The sequence below is a fragment of the Streptomyces sp. NPDC037271 genome (assembly GCF_055603605.1).
The window spans coordinates 101,186-125,740 of sequence record NZ_JBVJVN010000005.1; the positions used below are offsets into that span (position 1 = coordinate 101,186).

The window sequence follows — 24,555 nt, forward strand, 5'->3', positions numbered from 1 at the left end:
CGGCCGCCCGGCCGCCCGGCCGCCGGGGCGGGCGGCCGGGCGGGCGGTCACATCGGTACCGGCGCGATGTCGCACTCGATGCGCCGCCGTTGGCGGGCCGCCACCAGCCAGGGCTGGTCGGCGCTGACCACGCGGGTGAAGCCCTCGACGGCCTTGCGCTGCATTCCGTCGGCCTCCGCGCCGCGGCCCAGGCCGCGCAGGTCGAGGGCGAGGTTGGCCGTGCAGGACAGCGTGAGCGGGTGCTCCTCGCCGGCGACCTCCGCGAGCAGGGGCAGGTTGGCCTCGTCGATCTCACGGGCCCGCTCGAAGTCCAGGCGGGCGTAGGCCGTGTTGGCCTGCCCCAGCGCGGTGGTCAGTGTGACGATGTGCCGCTCTCCCACGGTGTCGGCCAGCAGCCGGGCCGCGTCGTCCTCCTGCTCCTGCGCGCTGTCCAGGGCACCGCGCGTCCGCAGCGTCGCGGCCAGGGTGACTCTGGCCAGCAGGGTGCACACGTGGGTGTCTCCGAGCCGCTGCGCATAACGCCGTACGGTGCTCTCCGCCAGTTCCTGGGAGCCTTCGAGGTCTCCGGCCAGACGCAGGTCGACGCAGACGTTGGTCGCCGTGGCCAGTGAGTCGAAGTGGTCCTCCCCGTAGCGGCGGGTGAAGTGCCGCAGTGCCTCCTCGGCGAGCTCGGCACCCGCGTCCAGTGCTCCGTCACGGCGTCGGCAGACCGCCAGGTTGCGGGCGATGCGCAGGGTCAGCGGGTGCTCGCCGCCGAGTGCGGAGCGCGCGCGGAGGTACACGTCCTCCAGGGCCTCGCGGGCACCCGGGTAGTCGCCGCACTCTCGCGTGTTGATGGACAGGCTGTTGAGGGTGTTGAGGGTGTAGAAGCTGGTGGGTCCGAAGTGCAGGTCACGCAGCCGGGCGTTCTCCTGGTCCAGCGGCAGCGCTTCCCGGAACTCTCCGCACAGCCGCAGGTCGACGCCCCACGAGTGGGTCGCGCGGAGGGTGGAGGGATCGTCGCGGCCGAACAGGGACCGGGCCAGCTCGGTGGCCTCCTGGCTCAGGATCCGCGCCTCCTGGATCCGGCCCTGGTAGCGGCGGGCGTCGGCCGTCTCGCACAGCGAGTCGATCAGCTCCTCGGGCTCGACGTCGAGTGCCCGGGAGGTCTCCAGGGCCTTCTCCGCCAGCGGGATCGACTCCGGCACGTGCCCGGTCTGGCGCAGCAGGAACGAGAGGCACTTCGTCATCCGGACGACGTGGATGTCCTCCTCGCCGGAGGCCGCGAGCCAGGCGCTGTAGGTCTGCCGGGCGAACTCCGCGGAACCGTCGTGGTCGCCCCAGTAGTACAGGAACCACACGCTGTCGGCGACGAGGTCCCGCACCCAGGTGTCGGTGCTGGTCACCGCCTGCGAGGCGCGGAGGTGGGGCAGCAGTGACTGGTAGGCGGGCCATTCCAGCGGTGAGCCGTACGGCCCCGGTTTGGCCGCCGACAGCAACTGGTGTGCGGCGCCCCGCATCCGCTCCCGCTCCTGCGCGCCGAGCTTGGCCAGGAGCACGGTCTGCAGCAGGCGGTGCATCTGCAGGGTGTTGGAGCGGGTGTCGACCTTGATCAGGGAGAACTGGCTGAGATCGCGGATGGCGCGGTTCAGCTTGATCGAGTCGCGCAGCAGGGGGTCGATCTCGGGGGTGATGCTGACGCCCCGGCTGCCGCGCAGGATGGAGCGCGGGATCGGTTCGGGCGCCATGCCGGCGCAGATGTCGAGGAGTTGCCGTGCTCCGGGGTTGTTCTGCCGGATGCGCTCCAGGGAGAGGTCCCAGGCGGCGGCGACGGAGACCGGGTAGTCGGGGTTGGGGTCCAGTTCGAGGATCTCGGGACTGCGCTGGGCGAGCAGGTCGAGGTAGTCGTCGACGAGCATGCCGGTGACGGCGCGCCAGGCGCCCGCCTGCTCCACCGCCAGCGGCAGGTCACCGAGTGCCTCGGCGAGCCGGTCCGCCTCCTCGGCCGTCAGGTCGGACGAGCGCCTGCGGAGCAGCTCGATGGACTCCGACCGCTCGAAGACACTCACCGGCAGCGGGGTCGCCACCCGCTCCCAGGCACGGTTGCGCGAGGTGACGATGACCTTGCCGGGCCCATTGGCGGGGAAGTACCGGCGCACCACGTCGATGTCCTCGGCGTTGTCGAAGACGAGCAGCCAGTCGGAGTGCGGGGCACCGGTGCGCAGGGCCTCCAGCACCGCGGGGACGGCGGTGTTCGCGGTGGGGGCGCCGCGGTCCTGCCCGGACGGAGTGATGCCCAGCCGGGCGGCCAGGCCGGCCAGCGCGGCCAGGATGAGGCTCTCCTGTTCGGCGGGGATCCAGCAGATCACCTTGTACTCGTGCTGGTGGGTGTAGATGTACTCCAGGGCGAGCTGGGACTTGCCGACGCCGCCCAGGCCGTGCAGCGCGTGCGGGAGCACGGCGGCCGTGTCCTGGGCGCCCAGCTGTTCCTCCACGGCCCTCAGCAGCCCCTGCCGGCCGACGAACGAGGTGTTCCGCAGGGGGACGTTCACCAGGAGGGCGGACGTCGCGGTCGTGGTGCTCTGCATGAGCTGCTCAGCCTCCGGGGCTTCGGGTGAGGTCGCGTCGGTTACCAGGGGCGGCACGTGGTCTCCAGGTTCGGTGGGGTGGTTCGACGCTGGATCCATGCCTTCTCGGCCGCCGGGTGATCCCCCGCCGCCCGCAGGGTTCACCTCTGTGGGTGTACCCGCGGGCAAACCGGCGCCCACCCGTTCGGCCGCACCGGGCGGCAGGCGCCCGGAGAGTCGGGGTTCGATGCGCCTGGCCCGTTCGGAGTAGGGACCCGAGAGTGCGCGCATCACGGCCAGTTCGCTGCGCAGCCAGCCGTGTTCGGCCGGGTCGGGCAGGGCGGCTCCGGCCGGGTCGCTCAGGGCGGCGCGCAGGGCGACACCGCGCCGGCCGGCGGCCGGGAGCTCGCCCACCATGCTGACGGTGCGGGCGAGTTGGCTGCGGGTGGTGGTGGCGAGCAGCGCCTCGCGGACTCCCTCGGCGAACTCGGGCCGGCCTTCGCCGCCGCTGTTCCAGTCGATCAGCCCGCCCATGAGGATCTCGGCGACGTGGTCGGGACCGGTCTCCGGCATGGTGCGCCGGCGCAGCTGCTCCACGAGGTCGAACTCGAAGGGGATGGCGGCAAGTTGGGTGGCCAGTCGGCGAGCGGCGGGGGTGGCGAGGGTGAAGAAGCGCCGTACGGCGGCGGAGGCGGCGCGCGGCAGGCGTGGGGCGCGCAGGCCGGGGGCGGGCGCGCCCTTGGCGAGGGCACCGGCGAGGACGACGGGCAGGGACCGGCGTACGCCCCGCTCACCGGTGACGAGGTCGGCCCAGGTGCCGAGGGAGCCGGGCTTGAGGGACAGCACGGGCACCGGTACGGAGCCGTCACCGGCCTCGGGCAGCGGGCGCAGCGGGTCGGGGCCGCCGGGCGGCGCCCAGTGTCCGAGGCCGTCGTTGGGGGCGCCGAAGCCGCCGGCTTCCAGGACCGCCTGGTACGGGTAGAGGGACGTGCGGTGGCGCAGGTGCGGCGGCAGCAGGTGGACGAGGGCCGTGGGGCCGGCGTGGCCGAGCCGGCCGAGCAGGTCGTCGGCGGCCGGGGCCGCCCAGCCGTGGGCGAGCCCGTCGGTGACGACGAGGAAGACCCGGCCGCCCCGGCCGTCGAGGAGTTCGGCGGGGTCGGCGGCGGCGCGGTCGGCGGCCCGGCGCAGGGTGGCGGTGCCGGTGCGCGGGACGTGCACCCGGACGACGCGGACGCCGCGGAAGGCGCCGCTGTGCTCGGCGGCTTCGGTGAGGCGGGCGCAGGTCTCCTGCCAGATCCCCATGGTCGGGGCGTCGTCGACGAGCAGGACGAGGTCGAAGACGGTGGCACGGGCGGGCCGCAGGAAGGGCAGCCACAGGCCGTCGGACACGCCCTGCTCGGCGGTGGCCTCCTCGTCGAGTTCGAGGGTGTGGCGCGAGGGGATGCGCCGGGCCAGTCGGTGCAGGGCGCGGGCGAGCAGCGCGGTGGTCCGGCCGGGGCCGGGCCGGGAACGCTCCTCGGGGGGCAGCAGCGGCTGCCCGACGTGGAGGGTGAAGGTGCCCTCGGCGTCGGGTAACAGCCGGTGCCGGGCCGCTGGTTCGGCGTGCGCGCCGGCCGGGTGGCCGGTGGGTGCGAACCGGTCCGCGGGGTCGGCCGGCGGCGGTGCGGGCGCGGCGGGGGTGCCGGAGGCGTCGGGGCCGGAGGGGGCCGGCCGTGCGGCCGGTGCCGGGTCGGCGGCGCGTGCGCCGGGGTCGGCCGGGGGCCGGTCCGCCGTCCGTTCGCCCTCGGTGGCGGGCGGCGGAGCGGGCCGCGGGGGTGCGGGGTCCTGCGCCGGATCCGGGCGGCCGCTGTCCGGGCCGCCCGGGCCGGAGCCGGGGCCGCCGTGACGGTCCCAGTACGCGGCGAGCCAGACCGCGTCGGCGACCTCCCGCCAGTGCGGGTCGGCGGGCTGCGAGGCGTCGGGGTACGGCTGGTCGCGGGCACCGGAGTCCTGGGCCGGGGCAGTGGCGAGCGCCGCTCCGTACCCACTCGCGCCTTCGACGGAATCGGGGAACGCCGACGGGGGCGACGTCCCTGATACGGGATCACCGTCGCCCGGTCCGGATGCGCGCTCCCTGGGAAAGCCGGTCAATTCAGCGGCCCTTCGCGAGGTCGCGGAGGAGCATTTCCACGAGCTTACGCCCGTCACCGTCCGCCTGGAAACCACCCGCGGTAGTCATCTGCACCGCGTTGAGCAGCTGGTCCAGGGAGTGGGTTCCGCCGGACTGGATCTGCCGTACGAACTCGTCCACCAGGTCCTCGGTGCCCTCGGGCCGGACACCCAGGTGTCCTTCCACCAGGGCGAGCAGCTGCTCGCGGCCGGGGGTGCGCATCTCCAGCGGAAGGCAGCGCCGGCGGAAGGCGGCGGGGAACTCCCGCTCCCCGTTACTGGTGATCACCACGACCGGGAACTCCCGGCACTCGACGCGCCCGCCCCGCACCAGCGCCTGACCGGCGGGGTCGCTGGTGTGGACGCGTGCGGTGTCCGCGGCGTCGCGCACCAGTTCCGGGACGTCATAGCTTCCGTTCTCCAGGACGTGCAGCAGGTCGTTCGGCAGGTCGATGTCGCTCTTGTCGAGTTCGTCGACGAGGAGCACCCGGGGACGATCGTAGGGCAGCAGGGCGGTGCCCAGTGGGCCGAGGGTGATGAAGTCCCCCAGAAGGGGCGGGAGTTGCCGGTGCGCTGACACGACCGACGGGTTGACGCCGTCCGGCTCCGCGGTCCCGCCCTCCGCGTCCGCCGTCGCCGTCGTACCGCCCGGTTCCGGTACGCGGAGTGCGGTGCCGCGCAGTCCGGCCTGCCAGGCCGCGATGGTCTGGGCGCGGCCCATGGCGTCATGGACGTACAGCCCGTCCCGCAGCGTGGTCCGGCTGACGATGCTCCACTCCAGGACCCGGCCGAGGCCCAGCTCCCGGGAGATCACGTAGGCGAGCGTGGACTTGCCGATTCCGGGCGGTCCGGTGATCAGCAGCGGCCGGCGCAGCAACAGGGCGGCGTTGACGGTGTCGATCTCGTCGGGGCCGAGCTGCGGGGTGACGTCTCCGCGACCCAGCCTGCGTACCGCGGCTTCCGGCTCGTCCGGCGGTGCGGGCTGGGACGGCGCGCCGAGGAACCGTCGCCAGGGCGGCGCCTGCGGCAGCGGGGGCGGGACGACCGGCGGCCGGCCGGTGCCGTGGAACACGCGCCAGCCGTTCGGGGACGTCTGCTCCTGCGCGTTCATGCCGGTGCCTCCTCGTCGGCGAGTTCGCCGGGATCAATGGTATGCATGTCGACAATGCGGGTGGGGTCGTCCCAGAAGAAGCCGATGTGACGACCGAGGAGCCGACCGGGACCCTGCCGGTTCAGTTCGGCGTTCTGCCGCAGGCGGTGGATGGCGAGCGGGATCTGTCCGGGCGTCGGTACGGCTGCGAAGACGGCCGTCACCACCTCACGTCGCTCCTCGGGGAAGGCTCCTCTGCGGTCCCACACCGCCAGCCCGACACCTTCCGCTATGGCGGCCTTGAGGGCCTCCATGGCGGAGATCCGGGCCGGGGCGTCCATCACCACGGCCGTGTGCCTGGTGTCCCCCGCGAGTGTCGCCTGCCATGCGTCGATCCGCTGCGCGTCCGGCTCGCTCCAGCCGTGCACGCTGACCCCGTGCTGCCTCAGCGCGTGCCAGCGCTCCTGCCACTGGTGTCGCACCAGTGCGTCGTCGGTGCGCATCCGGTCCAGACTGCGCAGGTGCACCCCGTACTTCAGCCCGAGCGGCAACGGCCGCCCGTCACCGATCCGGTACGTCAAACTCGCCACATCGTGGTTGAGGAGCTCGTACGGAAGGACGAACTCCACGTACGCCGACGGCTGCCGGTGTCCACCGGCGGGCGACTCCCCCGGCCCGGCCCAGAGCCGGCCGCCCTGCCGCAGCGCGTCGTCGACGGCCGGGCCGAGCGCGTCCAGGGTGGTCACGGCCGGCGCGCCGGGCTGTGGGTCCCAGTGGCCCGGCACGGTGTTGAGCCAGGGACGTACGACGACCTCGTCGGAGCCGTCCCGGGCGGGCTCGACGGCGACGACGAGGCAGCGGGGGATGTCGGGGTCGCGCACCGTCCGGGCGCGGGCCTCCCGGCGCCGGACCAGCTCCTGGGTGAGGCCGGCCCGCCGGGCCCAGTCGTCGACCCAGCCGGAGAGCGCCGCGCGGTGGCCGCGCGTGGCGGCGAGCGGGCCCGCCCGGTCGAGGAGGAGCACGGCGGGCGGCAGGCCGTCCGGCTGGGCGTTCCACGCGAGGACGTGGAGGAACAGCTGGTCGGGTAAGAGTCCGGTGGGCAGGTCGAGGCCGTTGAGTTCCTCGGCGAGGTCGTCGCGCAGCCGGCCGGCGGGGAGTTCGCCCCCGGCGAGGACGGCGCGCGCCCGGGCCTCGTCGTCGCGGCCGAGCGGGCCCGGGGGCGCCTGCGGCGGGGCGGGCGGGTCGGGGGTGATCAGCCGGTCCAGTTCGTCACCGGCCGGCGTCCCTTCGAGGATGCGCACCACCGTGACGAGCACGTGTTCCCCGCCCTCCACTTTCAGGGCGGTGCGGACCAGGGTGACCACGTCCTCGCGCTGCTTGACGCCGCGCAGGTCGACGGGGCGTGTCAGACCCAGGTGGTCCCCGAGCACCGTGGCGAACTGGCTCCGCCCCTGCGGATCCTCCGTGCAGCCCAGCCCGCACAGCGCCTCGGTCAGCTCCAGCAGCAGTGCCGGCCCGCGCGCATGCCCGGAACCGCCCTCGGCTGCCCCGAATCCCGCGCCTGTCTCCACCGACTGTCCCCCATGAGTCGGTACGTCTGCCTGACGGACCTGCGAAGTTAGCACGGCAACTGACGGTTCACCAGGGACCGGTGGGGTGGGGGACACGGAGTCCGGCCGAGTCGCCTCTTCGGGGCGACTCGGCCGGAAACGTTCGCTAGAGCCGCGGGTCCACCGGCTCCGACTCCAGCGCCAGCACGCCGAACACCGCCTCGTGCACCCGCCACAGCGGCTCGCCGTCCGCGAGGCGGTCCAGGGCCTCCAGGCCGAGGGCGTACTCGCGGATCGCCAGGGACCTCTTGTGGTTCAGGAACCGCTGCCGCAGCCGGGCGAGGTTGTCGGGGCGCGTGTACTCGGGGCCGTAGATGATCCGCAGGTACTCGCGGCCGCGGCACTTGATGCCGGGCTGCACCAGGCGGTCCTTCGCGTCGCGGACGACGGCGCCGATCGGCTTGACCACCATGCCCTCGCCGCCGCGGCCGGTCATCTCCAGCCACCAGTCGACTCCCGCCGACACCGACTCGGGGTCGCCGGTGTCGACGTACAGCCGCCGGGTGGTCCGGAGCAGGCCACTGCCGTCGTGCTCGACGAGCCGGTCGATGAGGCCGAGCTGCTCGTCGTGCGGCAGGGCGGCCAGGCTGCGCCCCTGGACGGCGAGGATCTGGAACGGCGCCATGTGGACACCGTCCAGGCCGTCGGTGGGCCAGCAATAGCGCCGGTAGGCGTCGGTGAACGCGGCGGCGTCGGCGGACCGGGCGCGCTGGCGGGCGAGGAGGTCGGTGACGTCGACGCCGCGCGCGGCGGCGCCCTCCAGCGCGGCCAGCGCGCCCGGGAACACCGCGCCGGAGGCGGCGCCCACGGCGGCGTACTGGGAGCGGAGCAGCCCGGCGGCCTTCAGGGACCACGGCATCAGCTCGGTGTCCAGCAGCAGCCAGTCGGTGGACAGCTCGTCCCACAGGCCGGCCTCGGCGATCGCCGTGCGCAGCCGGTCGAGGATCGCCTCGGTGACGGTCGCGTCGTCGAGGAAGGGGCGGCCGGTACGGGTGTAGAGGGACCCGGTGGGGCCGTCGACCCCGAAGCGGGCGCGGGCCGTGTCCGCGTCGCGGCAGACCAGGACGACCGCCCGCGAGCCCATGTGCTTCTCCTCGCACACGACCCGCGCCACCCCGTCCGCCGCGTACTGCGCGAACGCCTCCTTCGGGTGCTCCAGGTAGCCCTCCACCCCGGAGGTGGCGGTCGGTGCCATGGTCGGCGGCAGGTACGGCAGCAGGCGCGGGTCGGTGGCGAAGCGGCTCATGACCTCCAGGGCCGCCGCCCCGTTCTCCTCCCGCACGGTGATCCGGCCGGCGTACCGGGTCTCCACCACCCGGCGTCCGTGCACGTCGGCCAGGTCCAGCGGGCGGCCGTCGTGCCCGCCGGGCGCCTCGGTGCGCAGCGGCTTGGCCGGCTCGTACCAGACCCGCTCGGCCGGTACGTCGACCAGTTCGCGCTCCGGCCAGCGCAGCGCGGTGAGCTTGCCGCCGAAGACGGCGCCGGTGTCCAGGCAGATGGTGTTGTTGAGCCAGGTGGCCTCGGGGACCGGGGTGTGGCCGTAGACGACGGCCGCGCGGCCCCGGTAGTCCTCGGCCCACGGGTAGCGCACCGGCAGCCCGAACTCGTCGGTCTCGCCGGTGGTGTCGCCGTACAGGGCGTGGGAGCGGACCCGGCCGGAGGTGCGGCCGTGGTACTTCTCCGGCAGACCGGCGTGGCAGACCACGAGCCGGCCGCCGTCGAGGACGTAGTGGCTGACCAGGCCGTCGATGAACTCCCGCACCTCGGCGCGGAACTCTTCGCTCTCGCCGTCCATCTGCTCGATGGTCTCGGCGAGTCCGTGCGTGTGCTGGACCTTGCGGCCCTTCAGGTGGCGGCCGTACTTGTTCTCGTGGTTGCCGGGGACGCACAGGGCGTTGCCCGACTTCACCATCGACATCACGCGGCGCAGGACGCCGGGGCTGTCCGGGCCGCGGTCGACCAGGTCGCCGACGAAGACGGCGGTGCGGCCGTCGGGGTGGACGCCGTCGGTGTAGCCGAGCTTGCCCAGCAGCGACTCCAGCTCGGCCGCGCAGCCGTGGATGTCGCCGACGATGTCGAAGGGGCCGGTGAGGTGGGTGAGGTCGTTGAAGCGCTTCTCGGTGACGACGGTGGCCTGCTCGGTCTCCGCCACGCCACGCAGGACGTGCACCTTTCGGAAGCCCTCGCGCTCCAGGTGGCGCAGGGAGCGGCGGAGCTCGCGGGTGTGGCGCTGGATGACCCGGCGGGGCATGTCGGCCCGGTCGGTGCGGGTGGCGTTCCGCTCGGCGCACACCTCTTCGGGGACGTCGAGGACGATGGCGATCGGCAGGACGTCGTGCTTCCTGGCCAGCTCGATCAGCTGACGCCGGGCGTCCTGCTGCACGTTGGTCGCGTCGACGACGGTGCGACGGCCGGCGGCGAGGCGCTTGCCGGCGATGTAGTGGAGGACGTCGAAGGCGTCCCGGCTGGCGCTCTGGTCGTTCTCGTCGTCGGCGACCAGGCCCCGGCAGAAGTCGGAGGAGATCACCTCGGTGCGCTTGAAGTGGCGCCGGGCGAAGGTGGACTTGCCGGAGCCGGAGGCGCCGATCAGTACGACGAGGGAGAGGTCGGTGACCGGCAGGGCGCGGGCCCGCACGGTGGTGCCAGTGGTGTCGGCGATGCCAGTGGTGCCAGTGGTGCCAGTGGTGTCGGTGGTGTCGGTGGTGTCGGTGGTGTCGGTGGTTCCGGTGGTGGTCATGCGGCCTTCGCCTCCTTCTGGTTCTCGTTCGCGGTCTTGGCGGTCTTGGCGGTCTTGGCGGTCATGGCGGTCTTGGGGTCGTTCGCGGTCTTGGGGTCGTTCGCGGCCTGGGTGAACACGGCCATCTGGGTGGGCGGGCCCACCTCGGGGTCTTCGGGACCGACGGGGCGGAACTCAGCGGTGTAGCCGTGCCGTTCGGCCACCGCCTCCGCCCAGGTGCGGAACTCCTCGCGGGTCCACTCGAAGCGGTGGTCGCGGTGGCGGACGTGGCCGGCCGGGAGGGTCTCCCAGCGCACGTTGTACTCGACGTTCGGCGTGGTGACGACGACGGTGCGCGGGCGGGCCGATCCGAACACGGCGTACTCCAGGGCGGGCAGCCTGGGCAGGTCGAGGTGCTCGATCACCTCGCTGAGCACGGCGGCGTCGTAGCCCCCCAGGCGCTTGTCGGTGTAGGCGAGGGAGCCCTGGAAGAGGTTGACGCGGGCGGCCTGCCGCTCTCCCATGCGGTCCAGCTTGAGCCGCCGCGAGGCGATGGTGAGGGCGCGCACCGACACGTCCACGCCGACGATCTCGGTGAACCGCGGCTCCTTGAGCAGTTCCCGCACCAGGTGCCCCTCGCCGCAGCCGAGGTCGAGGACGCGGGCGGCTCCGTGGTCCCGGAGGGCGGTGAGGATCGCCTCGCGGCGGTGCACGGCCAGCGGCGTGGGCTTCTCCTCGGCCTCGGGCGCCGTCTCCTGCGCGACCGCGTTGTCGATGTCCTCGACGTCGCTGTCGTCGGTCTCCGCCAGCCGGATCAGCTCCAGCCGGTCCATCGCCTCACGGGTCAGGGACCAGCGGCGGGACAGGTAGCGGCTGGTGATCAGCTTGTGCTCCGGGTGGCCGGGCAGCCAGCCCTCGCCGGCCCGCAGCAGCTTGTCGACCTCGTCCGGGGAGACCCAGTAGTGCTTGGCGTCGTCGAGCACCGGGAGCAGGACGTACAGGTGCCGCAGGGCCTCGGCGAGGGTGAGGGCCGCGGACTCCAGGACGAGGCGGACGTAGCGCGAGTCGCCCCACTCGGGGAACTCGGTGTCCAGCGGGACGGCCTCGACGGCGACCGTCCAGCCGAGCGGCTCGAAGAGGCGCTGTACGAGGCCGGGGCCGCCGCGAGCGGGCAGCGCCGGTACCTCGACGCGCAGCGGCAGTGGCTCGGCCGCGCGCTCCGGGCGGGACTTGCACACGCCTCGCATCGCGCTGGAGAAGACGTTGCTCAGCGCGACGGCGAGGAGTGAGGAGGCCGCGTAGGGGCGGTCGTTGACGTACTGCGCGAGTGCCGCGTCGGGCGCACCGCCACGGCCCTTGCCCCGGCCGCGCCGGACCAGCGCCACCGCGTCGACCTCCAGCAGCAGCGCCGCCGTGCAACGCTGATGCTCCGCCTCCGGGTAGAGCACGTGGGCCGTGCCGAAGGAGGTGGAGAACGCCTGCGCCTTGTCCGGATGCTTGTGCAGCAGGAAGCCGAGATCGGTCGCGGGGTGCTCGGGGGTACCGGTGGTGGTGATGGTCAGGAACATGCTGAGGGCCTCTCCGGCCGGTGGATGCTGACGAGGTGCCGTACGCGCGGGAGCCCCCAGGGTGTTGATCCTGGGGGCTCCGGCAGGACGACGGTCATACCATCGCACGGGACGGGTGACCGCCGCCTTCGGTTATCGGACGGGTGACCGGCGCCTTCCGTTGCCGGACGGGCGGCCTCAGGTCAGCTGGGACTGGACCTGGGAGGAGATCAGCTCCAGGTGGTCCAGGTCGTCGAGGTCGAGGATCTGGAGGTAGATCCGCTGCGCGCCTACCTCGGCATAGCGGCCGATCTTCTCGACGACCTCGGCCGGGGAGCCCGCCAGGCCGTTGGCCTTCAGCTCGTCGACCTCGCGGCCGATGACGGCGGCGCGGCGGGCGACCTCGGCTTCGTCCTTGCCGACGCAGGCGACGAGGGCGTTGGAGTAGGTGAGGGCATCGGCCGGGCGGCCGGCCTCCTCGGCGGCGGCCCGCACCCGGCCGAACTGGCGCTCGGTGTCCTCGATCGAGGCGAACGGGATGTTGAACTCGTCGGCGTACTGGGCGGCCAGCCGCGGGGTGCGGGTGGCGCCGTGGCCGCCGATGAGCACCGGGACCTTCGCCTGCGCGGGCTTGGGCAGCGCGGGCGACTCGGTGAGGTCGTAGAACTTGCCGTGGAAGTCGAAGGTCTTGCCGGTCTCGGTGGCCCACAGGCCGGTGACGATCTCGAGCTGCTCTTCCAGGCGGGCGAACTTCTCCTTCGGGAAGGGGATGCCGTACGCCTTGTGCTCCTCCTCGAACCAGCCCGCGCCCAGGCCCAGCTCGACCCGGCCGCCCGACATCTGGTCGACCTGGGCGACCTGGATGGCGAGGACGCCGGGCAGCCGGAAGGTGCCGGCGGTCATCAGGGTGCCGAGCCGGATGCGCTTGGTCTCGCGCGCGAGGCCGGCCAGGGTGATCCAGGCGTCGGTGGGGCCGGGGAGGCCGTCCACGGAGCCCATGCGGAGATAGTGGTCGCTGCGGAAGAAGGCGTCGAATCCGAGATCCTCGGTGGCCTTGGCCACGGCGAGCAAGGTGTCGTAGGTGGCCCCCTGCTGGGGCTCGGTGAAGATACGGAGATCCATGTCTCCATCCTGCCTGCTCGGTGCGGGTACGGCGCACAGGCTCCCGGCGGCCCGGCGCGTTCCCGGCCGCTGCCGCGGCTGGGCGGGGGTGCGGCCGACGGCTCGCGGTGCCGTGGTTAGCCCGCCTCCCGCTGCGGTAACTCCGCGTCCCGGTCCGCCAGTTTGCGCAGCATCTCCAGGACGCGGTCCCGCGACTCGTCCGCCGCGTCGATGGCCTCCATGCACTGCCAGTACGTGGCCTCGTCGGCCGCGGCACTGGCGACGCCGACGAGCGCGATACCGGTCTCGCCGAGCAGGGTGCCGAGGCGCATCAGCGCCTGGCGGGCATCGCCCAGCTCGGTGAGCCGGGCGGCACGCAGCTCACCCGGGGCCAGCTCCGGGGTGCGCAGCACTCCGCATCCGCGGCCCGCGAGCTCGGTCAGTCCCAGTGCCTCGCCGCGCAGTTCCGGTGGTCCGGAGACCGCCAGCCGGCTGCCGATCGCCTGCGCCAGGGCCTGCACCTGCCACACCTCGGTCAGGATCTCCGGCACCTCGCCGCCCGCGGCCAAGGCCCGCCCACTCGCCACGATGAGCCGCACAGCGTCCATGCCGCTGCCCCCGTCTGTCTCCGACGCGCCCGCGGCGCGTCCGCCCGAACTCCGTTGTTCACTACCCAGAGTGAAGGCATGTGGGACGAAAAGCCAGAGGAAGACGGAAATCTTCGGACACTATGTTGAACCAGGGCCTGTTTCCGACTCCGGAGCGTGATAACGGAGTTCGTGGCTCCTCCGTGCTCGGTCCCCCGGCCCTCCGGGCGCGGGGAACCTGAGCGCGTTCCGCTCGATCTTCGCCTCCAGCGCGGCCAGCGGGTCGACGCCGAGCACCTCGCAGAACTGGAGCAGGTACGCCAGTACGTCGGCGACCTCGTCCCGGACCCGGTGGGCGGTGTCCGGGTCGGCCATGACACGGGCCGACTGCTCGGGCGTCAGCCACTGGAAGATCTCCAGGAGTTCGGAGGCCTCCACGCTGAGCGCGGCCACGAGGTTCTTGGGGGTGTGGTACGGCTGCCAGTTCCGCGCGGCGGCGAACTCGGCCAGCCTGCGCTGCAACGCCGCGAGGTCGGGATGATCGGTCACGGGACCAGGTGTACCACTGTGACTCCGTCGGCACCGTCGGCACTGGCTTCCCCGGCGGTATCCGCTCCCCCGGCCGCACCCGCTCCCCCAGCCGCACCCGCTCCCCCAGCCGCACCCGCTCCCCCAGCCGCACCCGCTGCCCCGGCCACCCACGAAGCGTCGGCGACCGCCGCGACGAGGCGGATGTGCCCGCGGTCGCACATCCGGGCCGCCAGCCGGAGCAGTTCCGCGCGCTGCCGCACGTCCAGGCCGCGGTCGAAACCGTCGGCGAGGACGGTGAGTGTCTGCAACGCGGCGGGCACCTCTCCGGCCGGGTCGACCTCCAGCACACCGGGGCCGGTGAACAGCACCAGCGCGTGGGCGAGGTAGCGCAGCTCGCCGTAGCCGAGCCGGGCGAGGCCGGTGCGGATGCCGTCGCCCCGGTCCAGCAGCGCACGGACCACACCGCCGGCGGCCGGCTCGGCCAGGACGTCCGCGACGGGCCCCGCGCATCCGGCGCGTACCGCCCCGACGAACTGCGCGTGCCGCCTCCCGCACTCGGCACGGGTGCGCCACAGCACGTCGGCGAGGTTGTCGCACCCGCCGAGCAGGCGCCCGGAGCCGACGGGCACGGGCTCCCGCATCCGGCCGGGCCGCGGATCGCAGGCGAAGACGGAGCGCAGGGCGACCACCACCTGCTCGGCCGCGGCCAGCACCCTGCGCTGCCCTTCCGTCTTGCCGGCCACCCGCAGCGGCAGCAGTGGGGTGCCGAGCCGGTCGTCCGGCAGCGGGGCGCGGGTCACGGGCGCCGACCCGGCCGTGTGCCAGGCCGCCTGCACGGCACGGCGGCCTGGGTCGCGCAGGGCGGTCTGCAGCAGCACGACGCCGTCCGCGGTCAGCCGCTCCCCCACGATGCGCAGCTCGGGCTCGGCCTGCACGGCGACGTCGAGGCGTACCGGGCCCGCGGCTCCGTCGACCGTGCAGCCGATGCGGAAGCCGCGGCGGTGCTGGGCGTCGGGCCGGGCCCGCTCGGGCACGCAGGCGACCGGATCGGGGAAGACCGCGCCGAGCTCGGCGCCGCCCCCGAGCCGGGCCAGGGCCTCGTACGCCGCGAGCGCGCTGGTCTTCCCGCAGCCGCTGGGCCCGGCGAGCACGGTGAGCGGCCCGAGCCGCAGCACGGTGCCCCGGTGCCCGGCGAAGGCGGACAGCCGCAGCTCCGTGACGTGGGGCCGGTCCGAACGGGGCGCGGCGGGCACCGCTGCCTCGGGTGACGTTGACGCAGGTGACGCAAGTGACGCTGCCATGTGCGGACCGTAGAACTCCGCCGCACGCCGAACCGTTTTACCCGTCCCGCGTTCCTACGATCGGGGGACGGGACCGTCATGGCCGGCCGGCCCGGTCACACCTCCGGGGGCCGACCGGCGCGTCACACCCCGCGGGTCGACCGGCCCCGGTCACACGCTGGGAGCCGACAGGCCCCGTTCACACCCGGGAGCCGGCACGCACCGTTCACAGCCCGGAAACCCAGAGGCCCGTTCACACCCGGGAGCCGGCACGCTCCGTTCACACCCCAGGAGCCCACAGTCCCCGTTCACACCCGGCAGCCAACGTGCTCCGCTCACACCCCGGGAGCCCATAAGCCCCGTTCACAGCCAGGAGCCCGCACGCTCGGTTCACAGCCAGGAGCCCGCACGCCCCGTTCACCCCCGGCGAGCCCGCACGCCCCGTCACATACCGGGAACATCCGCCGCGCTCTCCATCAGCCCGTTCACCTCGGTCCCCGCGGGTGTCAGCAGGAAGACGTTGCGGTCGACGCGGTGCATGCCGCTGGCCAGGCCGAATACGACGCCCGTGCTGAAGTCCAGGACCCGTTTGGCGACGTCGGTCTCGGCGCTGGTCAGGTCCAGGAGGACCGGAATGCCCGTCATCAGGGTCTCCGCGACCTCGCGGGCGTCCGCGAACACGTTGACCCTGAGGACGACGAAACGGCGGCGTGTCTCCGTCTCCGCCTCCGGCATCGCCCGGTGGCCGACCGCGGACGGCCATGCGTCGCGCCCGCGCAACGGAACGACCTGGGCGAGCCCTTCCCACTGTTCATCGGTGACGTCGTGACTGTTCACCGGCTCCCCCGATTTCACTCGCCTTCATTGCCTGCACCAGCCAATTCTTACGCCAAGTCACCCGTTCGGCCCAACACCGACACGGTTCGCGACGCTCCGTATCCGGTGATTGCCCGGTGCCAGCCGGGGTACCCAGCGACGGCCGCTCCGCACGCGCGGGGGCCGTTCTCCCGCCTGCGCAGGGGCCGTTGCTCCGCAAACACGGACGCCATTGTCCCGCACGCGCGGGCGCAGTCGTCCCGCACACGCGGGCGCAGTTCGTACGCGCCGACACCCGAAGGAGAGCCCATGGGTGCGCTGGACCTGCCCGAGCCCGTCACTCGCGAAGGGGCGCCGCCCCGGTCGACACCGCCGCACTCCGGGCCGCTCTGCGCGAGCGGGTCGACGGTGAGGTCCGCTTCGACGCCGGGAGCCGGGCGGCGTACTCCACGGACGCCTCGAACTTCCGGCAGACGCCGCTCGGCGTGGTCGTGCCGCGCACGCCCGAAGCCGGCGCCGAGGCGGTGGCGGTGGCGGTGGCGCGGGAGTTCGGCGCGCCGGTGCTGTCGAGGGGCGGCGGGACGAGCCTGGCCGGGCAGTGCACGGGCGCCGGTGTGGTGCTCGACTGGTCGAAGTACTGCACGCGCGTGGAGTCGGTGGACGCCGGCGCCCGCACCTGTGTCGTGCAGCCCGGGATCGTGCTGGACGACCTCAACCGGCGGCTCGCGCCGCACGGCCTGCGCTACGGGCCCGAACCCGCCACCCACGCCAACTGCACCATCGGCGGCATGATCGGCAACAACTCCTGCGGCGCCACCGCACAGGCGCACGGCAAGGTCGTCGACAACATCGCCCGTCTGGAGGTGCTGCTCTACGACGGCACCCGTTTCTGGTGCGGGGAGACCAGCGACGAGGAGTACGCCGACATCGAGCGGCAGGGCGATCTGCGGGCGAGCGTCTACCGGCGGCTGCGCGCCCTGCGGGACACCTACGCGCAGGAGATCCGCCGCCGCTTCCCGGACATCCCGCGCCGGGTCTCCGGCTACAACCTGGACTCGCTGTTGCCGGAGTACGGCTTCGACGTCGCCGGGCTGCTGGTGGGCAGCGAGTCGACGCTGGTCACCGTCCTGCGGGCGGAGCTGGAGCTGGTGCCGGTGGTGCGGGAACGGACCCTGGTGGTGCTGGGGTTCGACACCATCGACAAGGCCGCCGACGCGGTGCCCGAGATCCTGCCGCACGAGCCGATCGCGCTGGAGGGCGTCGACGCCCGGCTGGTCCGCGACGAGCGGATCAAGCGCCTCAACGACAAGGCGCTGGCCGAGCTGCCCGACGGGAACGCCTTCCTGAAGGTGCAGTTCGGCGGCGACACCGTCGAGGAGGCGGACGCGCGGGCCCACCGGATGCTCCGCGCGGTGCACCGCTCCGAGCACGACGCCGACTGCGCCTTCATGGACGACCCGGCGAACGAGCGGCGGCTGTGGCAGGTGCGGGAGGCCGGTCTCGGCGCCACCGCGCACATCCCGGGCAGGCCCGACACCTTGGACGTGGACATGGCCACGTCCAAGGCGGAGTTCCTGTCCCACCACTACGCGGGCGGCCGTGGCGCAGGCCGCGTTCCGACTGGTCGATGGGCTGGCTGCCCGTGCTCGCGCGGGTCGTGGGCCGCACCCGCCTCGCGCCGGCCGTCAACGCGCTCACGCACGTCCCGCTGCTGGCGAGGGCCGCGGTGGCCGTCGCGGGGGTGGCGGACCGTGAGGTACCGCTGTTCGCGGAGCAGACCTTCGAGCAGTGGTTCGCGCGTCACGAGCCGTACGGCGACGGGGAGCGCGGCACCGTGCTGCTGTGGCCGGACACCTTCACCAACCATTTCCACCCGCACATCGGACGGGCCGCGGTACGGGTGCTGGAGCACGCCGGCTGGCGGGTGGTGCTGCCGGCCGGGCCGCTGTGCTGCGGGCTGACCTGGATCTCCACCGGGCAGCTCGGGACGGCGCGGAAGGTCCTGACCCGGACCGTGCGCGGCCTGGCCGAACACGTACGGGCCGGTGGCCTGGTGGTGGTGCCGGAGCCGAGCTGCGCGGCGGTGTTCCGGGCTGACGCGGCGGAGATGTTTCCCGGCGACCACGACGTGCGCCGGCTGCGCGAGGCCCCACGGGCTGACGGGGCCGTGGTTCGGGTGTTCCGGGCTCACCGCGCCGAGGCGCTGTGCTCCGCTTCCCTGACCTCGGCCGGCTTCTCCTCGGTCCGCTGCCGGGCGCCGCGGCGGCCGGGCAGGACGGCGAGGACGATCAGGGTGCCGGCGGCCATGATGATCCCGCCGACGAGGCTGGTCGTGGCGACGCCGTGGGCGAAGGACTGGTTCACGGCGTCGGCCAGGGCCTCGGCCTGCCGGGGTCCGGCGGCGGGGTTCGTGGCGAGCCGCTCGGCGACGGCCAGTCCGCCGCCCACGGAGTCCTGGGCGGTTTCCAGCGCGGCGGCCGGGAGCCGGTCTCCGGCCAGGTCGGCGAGTTCGTCGCGGTAGGCGGTGCCGAGCAGGGAGCCCAGTACGGCGATGCCCAGCGAGCCGCCGAGTTCCAGGGCGGTGTCGTTGGCGCCGCCGCCGACGCCCAGTTCGCTCTCCGGGAAGGAGCCCATGATGGTGTCGGTGGCCGGTGACACGCTCAGCCCGATCGCGAGGCCCAGCAGCAGCATCGGGGCCAGGAAGTCGGCGTAGGCGGAGTCCTTCTCGATGAGGACCAGCAGGAAGACACCGACGGTGCCGATCACCATGCCGGAGCCCACCATCGTCTTCACGCCCAGCCTGGGGGTCAGCTTCCCGGTGACCGCTGCGCCGACGAACACCGCCCCGGCCAGCGGCAGCAGCCGTACGCCGGTCTCCAGCGCGCCGTAGCCGAGGACGAACTGGAGGAACTGGGTGGCGTAGTAGATGGCGCCGTAGGTGCCGAAGAAGAAGAACAGCACCGCCAGCATCGAGCCGCTGAACGGCCGCAGCAGGAACCTGCGCACGTCCAGCATCGGGTGCGGGTGGCGCAGCTCCCAGGCCACGAAGGCGACCAGGCCGACGACCGCGACGACGGCCGCGGCGACCGGGCCGGCGCCCCAGCCGAAGTGCGGGCCCTCGATGGTCGCGTAGACCAGGCTGCCGACGGAGACGATGGAGAGCAGGCCGCCCACGTAGTCGATCCGGCCCATGCCGGCCGCCTTGGACGGCGGTACGAGGAGCAGCGCGCCGATGACGGCGACGACCGCGATGGGGACGTTGACCAGGAAGGTGGAGCCCCAGGCGTGGTCCTCCAGGAGCCGGCCGGCGACCAGCGGACCGACCGCGATGGCGAGGCCGGAGGTGGCGGTCCAGGCCGTGATCGCGCGGGCCCGCTCCTCCTTGGGGAAGACGGCGACCAGCAGGGACAGCGTGGCCGGCATGACGACGGCGGCGCCGACGCCCATGACCGCCCGGGCCGCGATGACCAGTCCGGTCTCGTCCACCAGGCTGCCCATCACCGAACCGCCCGCGAAGATCACCAGACCGGTGATCAGGGCGCCGCGGCGGCTGTACTTGTCGCCGATCGAGCCGAGCACCAGCATCAGCGCGGCGTACGGGACGGTGTAGCCGTCGATGACCCACTGCAGGTCGCTGCTGCTCAGACCGAGGTCGGCGGTCATGGCCGGGGCGGCCACGATCAGGGACGTGTTGGCCATGACGACGATCAGCAGGCTCAGGCACAGCACGAGGAGCGCCCACCAGCGCCGTGCGTACGGCCCGGTCATCTTCTCGACGGGTGTGGTGGCCAGGAGGGGCATGAGGGCTCCCAGGGGGAACGAGGACGGGTTAATTGCCCATCGGTGTGCAGGCTCGTGCAGAGTAGTTTGTTGCACAGTGACGTGCAAATAACTGGATTCCTCTCGGCGTCCCGCGGCACGGCGGCCCCCTCCGTAGTAGTCGCGGGCGCCGCTGCGGCCGGCGTGACGCGCCGCACCCTCTACGGCCGCTTCACCGGCCTGGGCGCGCTGGGCGGAGGGCTCGTCGAGGAGGCCATGGGTGCGGTCGGCACGGCGCGCGACGGCGGACGCGGACCGCGCGCCGGTCCCGGACGACGACGGCACGGGCGCCCCCCGTGGCCGCGCTTGCCGTCGCCGGGACGGGGAACGCCGATGCGACGGCGGTGGGTGCGACGACGGCGACCTTGTCAGCGAGACGAGGTGCACGCGGGCTGCGCGGTCCCCACGGCTCGCGGAGACCGCACGGCTCGCGGGGACGCCACGGTCCCCAGCCCGCACGGCCCGTGCGGCCCGTGCGGCCCGTGCGGCCCGCAGCCCGCAGCCCGCACGGTCTCCGCGGCGACGGGCCGGGGCCTACGCGGGCGCACCCGTCGTACGGCGACGCGGGCGGCGGCTCACTCGCCCGGGACGACTTCCGCGGTGACCGTCGGGGCAACGTCCTCGACCACGGCGCGGGCCCGCTCCTCCGGTACGCCGGCCGCGATGAGCGTGGCGGCGGCGGCCCGGGTGCCGTCGTCCTCCAGCGTCCCGGTGTTGACCTGCTCCAGCAGCGCGACCATCATCGCCTCCAGCCCGGCGCTCAACACGGCCGGAGGCAGGTGACCGGGGAAGACACCGTCCCTCTGCCCCCGCTCCAGGATGGCGGTGACCTCGGCGCGGGCCGGGGCCAGGATCTCGGCCACGCGCTCCACGCCCAGGTCGTGCCGGGCCAGCGCCAGGAGCATTCGGTAGCGGTCGCCCACGGGCCACATCAGCAACTGGAAGTGGGCGAGTGCGCGCTCGGCCGGTTCGGCCGGCCCGGTCCGTTCCGCCCCGGCGGCCATCGCGCCGCGCAGCACCTCGGATGCCTCTTCGGCAAGAGCCTCCAGCAGCGCCGAGCGCCCCGGGAAGTGACCGAAGAGGGTCCGCCGTACGACACCGGCGGCCCGGGCCAGTTCCTCGAGGGTGGTGTCCGGGTTCCGCCCCAGCTCCCGGCGGGCCGTGGCCAGGATGCGCGCCCGGTTGGACCGCGCGTTGCGTCGCTGCGGCTCACGGGCGACGGGCTTGGGCACGGGGGACCTCTGGGCGGAGAGCGGGGCTGCGGGGGCGTCCATTCTGGCACGGGGGTCCGGGCCCGGCCCGGCCGGTGGCGTGCCCTCCCCTGCGCCGGCATGACACTGTCGTGGCCGACGGCTGCCCGGTCGGCCGCTCTCGCCGGGGGATCTCGTCACGGCTCTCATCGACGGCTCTCGCCGCCGGCTCCGCGACCGGTCACCCCCGCCCGGCCGGGCCCGCGCCCCTGGCCGCCCGCCGTACGGCGCCGAGCGAGGCGAGAACCGTCCCCACGGCCACGACGAGCAACCCGCGCAGCCACACCTCGGCCTCGATCTGCGTGGCGAGCACCACGCAGGACGCGATGCCCAGCACGGGGAGCACGGTCGGGGCCCGGAAGTGGTCGGCCTCGCCGCGGTCGTCGCGGCGCAGGACGAGTACGGCCGTGTTGACCATGAGGAAGACCACGAGCAGCAGCAGGACCAGGGTGGACGCCAGGGTGGCGACACTGCCGGTGAGCGCGAGGATCATCGACAGCAGGGTGGTGACCGCGATCGCGGCCCACGGCGTGCGGCGGCCGGGCAGGACCTTGGTCAGCGCGGCGGGCAGCAGCCCGTCCCGGGCCATGCCGTAGGCCAGGCGGGAGGACATGATGCCGGTGAGCAGCGCGCCGTTCGCCACGGCGACCAGCGCGATGGCGCTGAACAGCCGGGTCGGCACGCCGCCGGCCGTCTCGACGACCTCCAGCAGCGGCCCGCTCGACCCGGCCAGCCGGGACGTCGGCACCGCCACGGACGCGGCGAGTCCCACCAGCACGTACACGGCGCCCGCGGTGGCGAGGGCACCGAACAGGGCGCGCGGGTAGGAGCGCCGGGGGTCGCGGGTCTCCTCGGCGACGTTCACCGAGGTCTCGAAGCCGACGAAGGAGTAGTACGCCAGTACCGACCCGCTCAGTACGGCCGCCGCGGCCCCCTTCTCCGGCGTACCGAGCTGCCCGAGGCGCGCCGGGTCGCCGTCGCCGCGCAGCAGCAGCCAGACCCCGAGGACGACGACGACGAGGAGGCCGCCCACCTCGACGACGGTGGCGGCGACGTTGGCACGGGTCGACTCCTTGATGCCGCGCGCGTTGACCAGCGCGAGCAGGGCGAGGAACAGCACGGCGACGAGCCCGACCGGCAGCGTCACGAAGGCCGACAGGTAGTCGCCGCCGAAGCCGCGGGCCAGCGCGGCCACCGAGACGATGCCGGCGGCGAGCATGCAGAAGCCCGCGACGAACCCGGCGAACGGCCCGAAGGCCCGGGTGGCGTAGTGGGAGGCGCCGCCCGCCCACGGGTACTTCGTGGCCAGCTCGGCGTAGGAGGCGGCGGTCAGCATCGCCAGCAGCAGGGCGACGACCAGCGGCACCCACACCGCTCCGCCGGCGTCGGCGGCCACCTGCCCCACCAGGACGTACACCCCGGCGCCGAGCACGTCGCCCAGGATGAAGAAGTACAGCAACGGGGTGGTCAGCGCGCGCTTGAGCGCCGGCCCGCCCCGCGCGTCCGCCGACGGCTGCTTCTCGAGTCTCGCCATGGCGCCTCAGGTTTCCCGCAGGACGGGAAGCACTCCATGGTCCCGCCGCTCGCCGCGCCGGGAAAGCGCTCGGGTGGGTGGCACCTGCCACCCACCCGATGCGTCGACGCGTCCTCAGCTCTGGGGACGGCTTCCGTGGTTCGCGCCGTTCTTGCGGCGAGCCTTCTTCTTACGACGTCGCTTCGAGGACATCGAAGCCTCCTCTCCCTGTGCTTTCACGTACTGTCCACCGGATTGTGACTCCGGAGAACGTGGGGCGCCTTTCCCACTGACGCGACGGCAAACACCCGACGCGAAATGCACACGGGTGGCCTACGTCACGGGGTGCGACAGTCGTGTACCGGCGCGCCGGCTCCTGCCCTCCCCGGGTCAGCGTGCCTCGACCGAGCCGTGGGGAAGCACCAGCGCCGAGTCCGCGTGGAGGGTGATGCGCACCGGTGTGAAGGTGGTGGCGTCCAGCGGGGAGTCCCCGGTGCCGGGGCTGCGGGCGTAGCGCGGGTGGGCGCCTCCGCTGATCTGCCAGCGTATGCGGTGCCCGGCGGCGAAGCGGTGGGCGGTGGTGCTCATCGGCACGGTGACCTGCGAGGGTGTGTCGCCGGTCGTCCGCAGCCTGCCCAGCCCGTCGCAGACGTTGACGGAGCGGCCCTGGGCGTCCACGTCGCACAGGCGGGTGAAGACGTCGGCGTGCCCGGTGTCCGTGGAGACGCTCAGCCGTGCGGAGACCGGGCCGGCGATGTCCACGGGCTCGGTCAGTGGCGGGCCGGTGAACGTCAGGACGTCGTCCCGGGCCTCCAGGGTGTTGTTGTCGCGTGGGCCGGCGGTGCGGGAGAGCAGCGGGCCGCCGAGGGACGGGGTGGGGTCGGCCGGGTCGTAGCGGAACGTCGTCAGGGGTGCGGAGTCCGTGGGGGTCTGCCGGGTCAGGTGTCCGTCCGGGGTGGGGTGCCAGGGGGTGGGGGTGTGCGGCGGCGGCCAGTCGTCGAGGTCCCGCCAGGTGTTCTCGCCGCCGATGTGCGCGCGCACCGCGGTGGGGCGCAGGCCGGAGGGGTCGGCGTTCAGGTGGGCGCGGAGCCAGGCGAGGCTTTCGGCGAACACCTCGGGCCAGCCCTGCTGCAGGGCGGAGGTGTGGGTCCAGGGGCCGACGAGCAGGGCGGTCTCGCAGCCGGCCCGGCGCAGCCGGTGGTACTGCTCGAAGGTCTGGTCGACCAGCGCGTCGTGCCATCCGGTGATCAGAGCCGTGGGCACGCGGTGCCGCTCCGCCGACTCCGCCGGCGACGCGCCGTGCCAGTAGGCGTCCTGGGCGTCCGGGTGGGTCATCACGTCGTCCAGCCAGGGTACTTCGCCGCCGAGGGCGGGCACGTACGCACCTCGCAGGGGCTGCGCGGTGGTGACGGTGCGCAGGCGGCGTTGCAGGCGCAGGGTCGCCTTCACGAACGGTCCCATGCCCTGGTGCTGGTAGGTCATGCCGGAGCCGACGGCGAGGGTGTTCTCCAGCAGCAGCGTGCCGCCGGAGTGGAACAGGGCGTGGGGATCGTGCAGGCCCACCTGGACCACCATGGCCTTCAGCTCCGGCGGCGGGTCCAGGGCCAGGGCCCATTGCACGTAACCCAGGTAACTGGGGCCGACGGTACCGAGGGTTCCGTTGAACCAGGGTTGCTCGCGCAGCCAGGACACCGTGGCCCGGCCGTCGGCGGCCTCGTTGCGCCACAGGTCGAACGCGCCGCCCGAGCCGCCGGTGCCGCGGCAGCTCTGGAGGACCACGTGAAAGCCCTGTTCGGCGAAGAGCAGGCCGTACTGGGGCGACCACGGCAGGCCCCGGCCGTACGGCGAGCGGACCAGGAGGGTGGGGAAGTCGCCCTCCGCACGCGGGAAGTAGTGGTCGGTGACCAACGGGCTGCCGTCGGCGGCCGGCACCGCCAGCCCCGGCTCCCATTCCACCTCGTGCCGTTTCGCCGGCAGGTTCCGCCAGGTCGCCCTCATCAT

15 protein-coding genes and 1 pseudogene are annotated in these 24,555 nt (G+C 73.6%); 1 reads left to right on the plus strand and 15 read right to left on the minus strand.

Features of this window, described 5'->3' with window-relative positions:
- Positions 1-47: 47 nt before the first annotated feature.
- From fxsT to ACZ7G3_RS12180, 10 genes are all read right to left on the minus strand, one after another.
- Complete coding sequence (gene fxsT, locus ACZ7G3_RS12135; protein ID WP_470925076.1) at positions 48-4,676, minus strand: FxSxx-COOH system tetratricopeptide repeat protein; 4,629 nt, start codon at positions 4,674-4,676, stop codon at positions 48-50.
- A 1-nt stretch (position 4,677) separates the two neighbouring features.
- The gene (locus ACZ7G3_RS12140) at positions 4,678-5,805 is read right to left on the minus strand and encodes a MoxR family ATPase (RefSeq protein ID WP_470925078.1); all 1,128 of its coding nucleotides are present in this window, start codon (positions 5,803-5,805) and stop codon (positions 4,678-4,680) included.
- Entirely contained in the window at positions 5,802-7,355 is a 1,554-nt protein-coding gene (locus ACZ7G3_RS12145) for a VMAP-C domain-containing protein (protein WP_470925080.1), read from the minus strand. The genes ACZ7G3_RS12140 and ACZ7G3_RS12145 overlap by 4 nt, the downstream gene beginning before the upstream one ends.
- 145 nt (positions 7,356-7,500) lie before the next feature.
- Complete coding sequence (locus tag ACZ7G3_RS12150; protein ID WP_470925082.1) at positions 7,501-10,131, minus strand: polynucleotide kinase-phosphatase; 2,631 nt, start codon at positions 10,129-10,131, stop codon at positions 7,501-7,503.
- Positions 10,128-11,678 (minus strand): 3' terminal RNA ribose 2'-O-methyltransferase Hen1, encoded by a 1,551-nt coding sequence (locus ACZ7G3_RS12155; RefSeq protein WP_470925083.1) that lies wholly within the window; start codon positions 11,676-11,678, stop codon positions 10,128-10,130. Before ACZ7G3_RS12155 ends, ACZ7G3_RS12150 begins: the two co-directional genes overlap by 4 nt.
- 177 nt (positions 11,679-11,855) lie before the next feature.
- Entirely contained in the window at positions 11,856-12,779 is a 924-nt protein-coding gene (locus ACZ7G3_RS12160; protein ID WP_470925085.1) for an LLM class F420-dependent oxidoreductase, read from the minus strand.
- A gap of 116 nt (positions 12,780-12,895) precedes the next feature.
- Complete coding sequence (locus tag ACZ7G3_RS12165; protein WP_426597966.1) at positions 12,896-13,366, minus strand: DUF6099 family protein; 471 nt, start codon at positions 13,364-13,366, stop codon at positions 12,896-12,898.
- Between the two features lie 120 nt (positions 13,367-13,486).
- Positions 13,487-13,894 (minus strand): nucleotide pyrophosphohydrolase, encoded by a 408-nt coding sequence (locus ACZ7G3_RS12170; protein WP_426597965.1) that lies wholly within the window; start codon positions 13,892-13,894, stop codon positions 13,487-13,489.
- Entirely contained in the window at positions 13,891-15,177 is a 1,287-nt protein-coding gene (locus ACZ7G3_RS12175) for an AAA family ATPase (protein WP_470925087.1), read from the minus strand. Before ACZ7G3_RS12175 ends, ACZ7G3_RS12170 begins: the two co-directional genes overlap by 4 nt.
- A gap of 423 nt (positions 15,178-15,600) precedes the next feature.
- Positions 15,601-15,993, minus strand: coding sequence for a cell division protein SepF (locus ACZ7G3_RS12180; protein WP_426597963.1), 393 nt, complete (start codon positions 15,991-15,993; stop codon positions 15,601-15,603).
- A 368-nt stretch (positions 15,994-16,361) separates the two neighbouring features.
- On the opposite strand from ACZ7G3_RS12180, the pseudogene ACZ7G3_RS12185 reads away from it, so the two are divergent.
- Positions 16,362-17,992, plus strand: a pseudogene (locus ACZ7G3_RS12185) (FAD-binding oxidoreductase); the annotation flags it as partial.
- A 167-nt stretch (positions 17,993-18,159) separates the two neighbouring features.
- Here ACZ7G3_RS12185 and ACZ7G3_RS12190 read toward each other — a convergent pair.
- The 5 genes from ACZ7G3_RS12190 to ACZ7G3_RS12210 all read right to left on the minus strand — a co-directional run bounded on the left by ACZ7G3_RS12190 (position 18,160) and on the right by ACZ7G3_RS12210 (position 24,552).
- Entirely contained in the window at positions 18,160-19,773 is a 1,614-nt protein-coding gene (locus tag ACZ7G3_RS12190; RefSeq protein ID WP_470925089.1) for an MFS transporter, read from the minus strand.
- A 593-nt stretch (positions 19,774-20,366) separates the two neighbouring features.
- Positions 20,367-21,065 (minus strand): TetR/AcrR family transcriptional regulator, encoded by a 699-nt coding sequence (locus tag ACZ7G3_RS12195; protein ID WP_470925091.1) that lies wholly within the window; start codon positions 21,063-21,065, stop codon positions 20,367-20,369.
- Positions 21,066-21,222: 157 nt separating this feature from the next.
- Positions 21,223-22,575, minus strand: coding sequence for an APC family permease (locus tag ACZ7G3_RS12200; protein ID WP_470925093.1), 1,353 nt, complete (start codon positions 22,573-22,575; stop codon positions 21,223-21,225).
- Positions 22,576-22,689: 114 nt separating this feature from the next.
- A complete protein-coding gene (locus tag ACZ7G3_RS12205; protein WP_370443954.1) occupies positions 22,690-22,767 on the minus strand; it encodes a 50S ribosomal protein bL37 in 78 nt (25 codons plus the stop codon).
- Between the two features lie 177 nt (positions 22,768-22,944).
- Entirely contained in the window at positions 22,945-24,552 is a 1,608-nt protein-coding gene (locus ACZ7G3_RS12210; RefSeq protein WP_470925422.1) for a CocE/NonD family hydrolase, read from the minus strand.
- Positions 24,553-24,555: the final 3 nt, after the last annotated feature.